Annotated in this window: 7 protein-coding genes; 5 read left to right on the top strand and 2 right to left on the bottom strand. The window is 75.1% G+C overall.

Features of this window, described 5'->3' with window-relative positions; translation table 11 throughout:
* The 4 genes from ACFV0G_RS33460 to ACFV0G_RS33475 all read left to right on the top strand — a co-directional run.
* Positions 1 to 432 (top strand): HRDC domain-containing protein (locus ACFV0G_RS33460; protein WP_380556126.1); only part of this gene is annotated, 432 nt, incomplete at its 5' end.
* A 273-nt stretch (positions 433 to 705) separates the two neighbouring features.
* Positions 706 to 1170: a hypothetical protein gene (locus tag ACFV0G_RS33465; protein ID WP_380556128.1), complete on the top strand. Its 465-nt coding sequence runs from the start codon at positions 706 to 708 to the stop codon at positions 1168 to 1170.
* A gap of 163 nt (positions 1171 to 1333) precedes the next feature.
* Positions 1334 to 1699: a WhiB family transcriptional regulator gene (locus ACFV0G_RS33470; protein WP_380556130.1), complete on the top strand. Its 366-nt coding sequence runs from the start codon at positions 1334 to 1336 to the stop codon at positions 1697 to 1699.
* Between the two features lie 164 nt (positions 1700 to 1863).
* On the top strand, positions 1864 to 2106 hold the full coding sequence (locus ACFV0G_RS33475) for a hypothetical protein (RefSeq protein ID WP_380556136.1): 243 nt from the start codon (positions 1864 to 1866) through the stop codon (positions 2104 to 2106).
* Between the two features lie 148 nt (positions 2107 to 2254).
* Here ACFV0G_RS33475 and ACFV0G_RS33480 read toward each other — a convergent pair whose 3' ends face one another.
* On the bottom strand, positions 2255 to 3592 hold the full coding sequence (locus ACFV0G_RS33480; protein WP_380556132.1) for an ABC1 kinase family protein: 1338 nt from the start codon (positions 3590 to 3592) through the stop codon (positions 2255 to 2257).
* A gap of 257 nt (positions 3593 to 3849) precedes the next feature.
* A complete protein-coding gene (locus ACFV0G_RS33485) occupies positions 3850 to 5007 on the bottom strand; it encodes a ThiF family adenylyltransferase (protein WP_380556134.1) in 1158 nt (385 codons plus the stop codon).
* Positions 5008 to 5342: 335 nt separating this feature from the next.
* On the opposite strand from ACFV0G_RS33485, the gene ACFV0G_RS33490 reads away from it, so the two are divergent.
* The coding region (locus ACFV0G_RS33490) for a M48 family metallopeptidase (protein WP_380556138.1) at positions 5343 to 5953 on the top strand (611 nt) is incomplete at its 3' end.

The raw sequence follows: 5953 nt of genomic DNA on the forward strand, positions 1-5953 counted from the left end.
TCGGGCGCCCCGCGCCAGGGCGGCCGCGGCGGCAGCGGCGGCGTCGAGCCGGGAGCCCGCGCGGCCGGCCGCCGGGCCCCGCGCGGCCCGGTCACCTGCCGGGTCTGCGGCCGGACCCTCACCGAGGCCGTCGAGCGCAAGCTGCGCCGCTGCGAGGACTGCCCCTCCAGCATGGACGAGGCGCTGTACGAGCGGCTGCGCACCTGGCGCGCCCGCCAGGCGAAGAAGCAGGGCGCACCGGCGTACGTGGTCTTCACCGACGCGACGCTGATGGCGATCGCCGAGGACGCCCCGACCAGCGAGCGGGAGCTGGCGACGATCTCCGGGGTGGGCGCCATGAAACTGGACAAGTACGGGGCCGCTGTGCTCTCGTTGTGCGCGGGGGAAGAGCTCGGTGACGAGCTCGAGGGGGAATCGAGCGAGCCGGCCTGAGCCGCTCGCGACATCGCTCCGGAACTCGCCGGAAAAATAGTTTGCGCCCTGTGCTCCGCGCGCAATAGCCTGCCGGAGCGGTCGAGGCGACAAGACCGCAGGGCCACGGAAGGGCTTCCTTCCGCGCGCCGTACGTGCACGACTCCACCTGTGTGCACCGGAGCGGGCGGCATCACCCGCTCCACACCGCACCACCTGTTTGACCCGACAGACATCCGAACATCGGGGCCCGGGGGACTGGGCACCGCGAGACGCCGAGAGGAGGCGAAGACAGTGGAAACCACGAAGACGATCACCAAACTGACTGGCCAGACCGTTCTCGCCATGCCCTCGGGCGCCCTCTCGCTGTTCGGCACCCGTGGCACCTCGACCATCGCCCCGCGTGAGTGCGGCGTGGCCGGCATGCGTGGCAACGGGCTGGGTCTCAACGGCACCCTTGCGCTCACTGTCAGTGGCTCCGGCTTCACTGGCCTGGGTGGCAACTCCGATGAGACGGGTCTGTTCGGAGACTGGGCGATCATCGGCGGCGGCATCGAGCTGCGCGACGAGCGACCGACCCAGGCACCGAAGGCAGCAGTAGTCGCCATGCATGGCGAGTATGCGCAGGTCTCCGGTGCCGGAGCAGTCAAGAAGCAGGACGAGCAGCAGATCGACCAGGCCGAGGCCGCCCTCACGGGCGCCGGAGCCTTCCGGATGAGGGCCTTCCGCGGCCCAGAACCCTGGAGTGAACGAACCTGAGTCAGCCTCAGGTCGGCCGCCTCCAGGGCCGCGGAACCCGCCAACCGGGATCCGCGGCCCTTCTGTTTTGTCCGGTACGCATGACCCACCTGGCCCCTCGGGGCCTCCGGTCCGGCCCCACCAGCCGGCAGGACCGGAACCACAGAGAAAAGACGAGGAAGAAGTGTCCACGGTCATCACACCGCCCCTCCCGTCCGTACCGACAGACAAGTTCACCAAGGCCGACCAGGCCGACCCCCCGGAGGTTTCCCTGATGCAGCTCACCTCGATCGACGCGGCCGAGGCCCTCGGCCAGACCATCCCGTGCCGTGCCTTCGACCCGGAGGTCTTCTTCGCCGAGACGCCGGCGGACGTCGAGTACGCCAAGTCGCTCTGCGGCACCTGCCCGGTCAAGGAGGCCTGCCTGGCCGGCGCGCTGGAGCGGCGCGAGCCGTGGGGCGTCTGGGGCGGCGAGCTCTTCGTCCAGGGTGTGGTCGTTGCCCGCAAGCGGCCGCGGGGCCGTCCGCGCAAGACCGAGGTCATGGCGTGAAGCCCGCCGACATGCCGTCCGGTCGCGGAGCAGCAGGAGTCCGTCGGGGAGAGCAGCCCCCGCAGGACAGCGCCCTGCGCCGTTCCGTACGCGTCGCCGCCGCCAAGGCCGATGCCGCAGCCCTCAGCCCCTTCCCGAGCACGTACCACGAGCAGGACCACCACATGATCCCCGTCGCCGATGTCACCGCCCGCCGCGAGCAGGCCACCGAACTTCAGATCCAGAACAGGACCCTCGAAATGAATCTCCTCCAGGAATCCCTGGCCCGGGCCCATATGCAGGAACGCCTCCGCGAGGCGGAGCACCAACGCGTCGGCGTGCGCGTCGCACGGGCCGACCGCCTCCGGCGGAAGGCCGAGCGTGCCTCGCTGCGCGCCCGCAGGGCGCTTGCCGCGGCCCTGATGTGACGGACGGCCGGCTCCGGCCGGCCCGCCGTCCCGATCGGGGACCGCACAGCACCGACACCGATGGCCGCCCCTTGCGGAGGGGGCGGCCATCGCCGTGTCCGGGGGCCGCCGGCGGCGGCCTGCGGTCCGGCGGCTGCTGGACCGTCAGTTATCGCACGGGCCCGGTGAATCCGGGCAGCCAGGCGGTCAGCTCGTCGTGCATCCGGACGGTGGCCCCGAGCTGGCACAGCACCCCGATGGTGCTGAGGGTGACCCGGTGGATCAGCAGGTACGACGGCGGCAGGTTGAGCTGCTTGCCCAGGTTGTACGCCGGCCCGCGCGGGTCGGCGATCCGGGCGGCCTGGGCGCGCATCCAGTCGCGGGTGAAGGTGAACTCATCGACCCGGGTCGGCTCGATGATCGGCAGCAGGTAGTCCAGCAGCGCGTCCGGGTCGAGGTCGATCGAGGGCCGGACGAAGCCCTCCTGCCGCAGCAGCTCGTACACCGCCCCGGCGTCCCCGGCCAGCGCGAGGCGCAGGGAGGTGCCGATCGGCGTGGGCAGCCCGCCGGGCAGCCGGTCGACGGTGCCGAAGTCCAGCACGCCCAGGCGCCAGTGCTCGGCCGGGCCGTCGTCCTTGAGGAGACGGAAGTTCCCCGGGTGCGGGTCGGCGTGCAGCAGCCCCGTCCGGCCGGGGCCCGCGAAGAGGAAGCGGGAGAGCAGTTGGCCCGCCCGGTCGCGCTCGGCGGTGCTGCCGGAGGCGATCACCCGGGCCAGCGGGGTGCCGTCCATCCACTCGGTGACCAGCACCTGGCCGGTCTGCGCCACCACGCCGGGGACGCTGATGTCCGGATCGCCGGCGAACTCCTCGGCGTGCACCCGCTGGGCGGAGGCCTCCAGTTCGTAGTCGAGCTCCTCGGAGACGCGTTCGCGCAGCTCGGCGACGAGCGGCTTCATGTCCATCCCCGGGATGAGCGGCCCCAGCACCTTGGCCAGTCGGGCCAGCTGGGCGAGGTCGGTCAGCAGGGCGTCGCCCGCCCCCGGGTACTGGACCTTGACCGCGACCGTGCGGCCGTCCTGCCAGACCGCCCGGTGCACCTGGCCGATGGAGGCCGCGGCGGTCGGCCGGTCGTCGAAGCTGCGGAACTGCGCGCGCCAGTCCTTGCCCATCTGCCGGGCGAGCACCTGGTGGACGGTGCTGGTGGGCATGGCGGGGGCCGAGTCCTGAAGCTTCGTCAGGGCCTCCCGGTAGGGCCCGGCGACCTCCTCCGGCAGGGCGGACTCGAAGACGGACAGGGCCTGCCCGAACTTCATGGCGCCGCCCTTGAGCTGGCCGAGCGTCGAGAAGAGCTGCTCGGCGGTGCGCTGCTGGAGTTCGGCGGAGACGACGTCGGCCGGCCGGCCGCCCAGCCGCTTGCCGAGGCCGAGCGTCGCCCGGCCGGCAATCCCCAGCGGCAGTGCGGCCAGCCGGGCCGTGCGGGTCACTGCCTTGCGCGGTAGATCGCTCACCCGGGAGCCTCCCCGTCGGATCGCCGAATCGGTCCGCCCGGGCGTCCGGCGTCCGGCGCGCGCCGCCCGACGTGGCCCACCTCGGGCGGTGGTCACCAGGCCATTGTGCCCGTTCGCCCGGTGGCTCCCGACGAATATCCGGACTGGTACCGGACTGGTATCCGCAGCGCACGGCGGCGGCCGTGGGGCGCGCGGCTGCCGGTGCGCGCCGGGTGATCCACCCGCTCCGCCGATCACCGGGCCGCCCGGCCCGCCGGTCAGGGCCCCGCCGTGGCCGTCGGGACCGGTGCGCGGAGGGCGGCCGGCGGCCGCGGGCGGTCGACCGGGCCGGGCACCGACCGCGGAGCGGTGGGCCACAGGCAGCCGCAGGCAGGATGGGCCGGCAGCCGCAGGCGCCGGGCCATCCCGTCGGCCGCGGACAGCTCGCACCAGCCGTCGACGCTGGGCGGGAGCACCCCGTCGAGGTAGAGCTCGGCGTGCAGCGCGGCCAGCCCGGCCACCGCGGTGGCCAGCGCGCTGTCGCAGGCCGGGGTCGTGGCCCGGCCCGCGCCGGTGCCGTCCAGCTGGGCGAGCAGCCGCGGCCAGGCGCCGTCCTCGTCCTCCCGGGCCAGCGCGGCGCAGCGGCCGCAGGCGGAGGCGCCCGGCACCACCAGCGGCCCGACGATCCCGAGGTGCTCCACGACGCCGACGTACAGGTGCGGGACGCCGGCCCGCACCAGCTCGTGCGCGTCGGTGGCCGCGCCGGTGAGGGCGGCCGCGCCGTCCCGCGGGGCGAGCACCACCAGGGCGGGCGGCCCGGCGGAGACCGGGGCGGACCGGTGCCGCTCGCCGGCCGCCGCCCCGGCGGCGCGGTGCACCGCCTCGCGGGCGGCCGTGGTGCGCAGCCGCCCCACCTCGGCGGGCGGGAGGCCGGCCGGCGAGCAGTCGCCCGCGGTGACCCGGCCGCGGTCGACCACGGACACCTCGCCGATGCCGCCGGCGGCGAGCACCGCGGCCAGGGCCGCGCCGACCCGCCCGGCGCCGCGCACCTCGACCCGGGCCGTCCGGCGTGCGGCCAGCACCTCGGCCGCCTCGCCGGGCTCGGGGTGGACCAGCGACAGGCTCGCCGTGTCCGGGCCGAGCAGCTCCTGCCGGGCCCGGGGCAGGCCGCCCAGCACCTCGCGCAGCGCCTCGGCGTCGTCCAGCAGCTCGCCGCGGGCGAGCGAGTCGAGCAGCGCGGCGCAGACCTCGCCGTCCAGGCCGAGCCGCCGGCCGGCCGCGACCAGTTCGCCGGTGGTGCGGCTGCCGTCGACCAGTTCCAGGAAGGCGGCGACCGCCCGGTCGACCTGTTCGACGACGCGGGCGTGCCGGCGTACCGCGCCGAACTGGAGGGTCCGCTCGTCCCGCCAGAGCCGGGCGAGAGCGGGCTTGAGCATGGGGCGCACGGGTCCTCCGGCGGGCTGGGAACGGCTGGGGCGGGCCGCGGCCGACCACCGCGGTGAGGGCAGGATGCCCGATCCGCGGGGCCCTCGGCATCCGGTTGTCCACAGGCTCGATCGCATCATCACAAGAGTCGTGCGTACACCCTGTGGACAACAGGCGTTCCCCGGACGTCCCCGAGTCCTGCACCCCGCCACCCGGCCGGGTGGCTCGGCCCTGTCGGAGGCAGCAGGTAACGTCCTCTGCCATGGCGGCCGAACGGGACACCGGATCCACGGCGGCGCGTCGGCGCGCCCGGGCTGCCGCCGAGCGCGCGGCGGCGGACTCCGGCATGCGCGGCGCCGCGGGTACGCGCAGCGGCGAGGCGGCCGACGACCGGGGACGCAGCTCCACGGTTCCGCCCGAGGTCGAGGTGCGGCGCAGTGCCCGGCGCAGCCGGACGGTCACCGCGTACCGCGAGGGCGACCGGACGATCGTGCTGATCCCGGCCCGGATGTCGCACGCCGAGGAGCAGCGCTGGGTCGCCCAGATGCTGGAGCGCCTCGCCCGGCAGGAGAGCCGTCGCACGCTCGGCGACGCGGCGCTCGGCGCCCGGGCGCGCGAGCTGTCCGAGGCCTACCTGGAGGGCCGGGCGGTGCCCGAGCACGTCCGCTGGGTCACCAACCAGAACTCCCGCTGGGGCTCGTGCACCCCCGGGGAGCGCACCATCCGCCTCTCGCACCGGCTCCAGGGCATGCCCGGCTACGTGGTCGACTACGTGCTGCTGCACGAGCTGGCGCACCTGCTGGTGCCGGACCACGGCCCGCGGTTCTGGGCGCTGCTGGAGGCGTACCCGCGCACCGAGCGGGCCCGCGGCTACCTGGAGGGGGTCGCCTCGGCCGCCCGGCTGCCGCACGTCCCGGCGGCGCGCGGCGAGGGAGGGCTCCCGACCGGGGCCGCGGC

Source organism: Kitasatospora sp. NPDC059571 (genome assembly GCF_042735675.1).
Lineage (GTDB): Bacteria > Actinomycetota > Actinomycetes > Streptomycetales > Streptomycetaceae > Kitasatospora.

Coding starts and splice junctions, on each gene's coding strand:
- ACFV0G_RS33475 (WP_380556136.1), top strand. CDS start 1,864: ATGATCCCCGTCGCCGATGTCACCGCCCGCCGCGAGCAGGCCACCGAA.
- ACFV0G_RS33485 (WP_380556134.1), bottom strand. CDS start 5,007: ATGCTCAAGCCCGCTCTCGCCCGGCTCTGGCGGGACGAGCGGACCCTC.